The sequence below is a fragment of the Anaerococcus groningensis genome, from assembly GCF_046365465.1.
Lineage (GTDB): Bacteria > Bacillota > Clostridia > Tissierellales > Peptoniphilaceae > Anaerococcus > Anaerococcus groningensis.
On record NZ_JBGMEG010000037.1, the window covers coordinates 1 to 1,127 of the forward strand.

A 1,127-nucleotide genomic window follows, 5' to 3' on the forward strand; every position below is an offset into this window, starting at 1 on the left:
GTGAAAAGCACCATCTATACTAGTTATTAAAAAGTGTAAGAGAGATTTCTTACACTTTTTTTATCCCCAAAACTCTTCGGCTATTTTTTGACCTTGGTCAATTTTAGCCCATTGCTCATCTATAGTTAGTTCATTTCCTCCATCACAAGATGCAAATCCACATTGGTGGGAGAGATAAAGTCTATCTTTATCAATGATTTGACTTGCTATTTCTAAAAGTTCTTTAACTCTTTTTTCATCATCTAAGCTATTTGTCTTACTAGATAAAAGACCTAAAACTACTTCATTATCCTTATTTTTAAAAGCTTTTAGAGCTTCAATAGATCCTGCACGCTCATCATCCCACTCTAGGTAGAACCTATCGTAGTTTTGTTTTTCTAAAAATAAATCTGCTATAGATTCGTAGGAACCATCACTCATAGACCTTGAGTCGTAGTTACCCCTACAGTTGCGGGTATAGACTTTTAAACCTAGTTTGTGGGCGTAGTCTATTACTTCATTATTTATTTCTATAAATTTATAGGCCAATTCTCTTTTCTCTGCCTCGGTAGAGTCAGCTGAAAAAGGACTATCCTCATTATCTTCAGCAAATAATTCCCATAGGCAGTCATCAAATTGGATAATCTTGCCACCTGCTTTTTTATAGTCATCTAAAAATTCTTTGTAAGATGTTTTTAAATCTTTTTCAAATTCGTCAATCTTACCTGCATAGTAGCCATCATCTAGTCTACCAAATAGAGAAAGTTCTCCATAGATGTGAGATGGGGAAGGGATACATTGTTTTACTTCTTTATCGCCTGCAAGCTCTTTTAATCTTTTAAAATCGTCTATAAATGGGTGGTTTTTGCCAGATAGTTTGTCGGTTAACTTTATACCTATATCTTTTCTGGTTTCGTATTTTTCTTTTTTGTCATCCTTATCTCTAAAGAAATATCCAGACTCATCGATATATCTTTTTACCCCATGTAGGCCCCAGACAAAGTCTAAGTGCCAAAGAGACTTGGAGTATTCGCCATCTGTTAGTTGGGGTAGATTGTGGTCTATTTGTGCATCTACCACCTTTTTTACTGCCTGATCTTCAGCTTCTTTATATCCATCGATGTCATCATAAAATGGATATGTAATGT

Annotated in this window: 1 protein-coding gene; it reads right to left on the reverse strand. The window is 34.8% G+C overall.

Annotation, left to right across the window (positions count from 1 at the left end; translation table 11 throughout):
- Window positions 1-60: 60 nt before the first annotated feature.
- Window positions 61-1,127, reverse strand: a 1,067-nt coding sequence (locus AB9Q04_RS08155; protein WP_410024841.1) for a uroporphyrinogen decarboxylase/cobalamine-independent methonine synthase family protein, incomplete at its 5' end; no start/stop codon positions are given.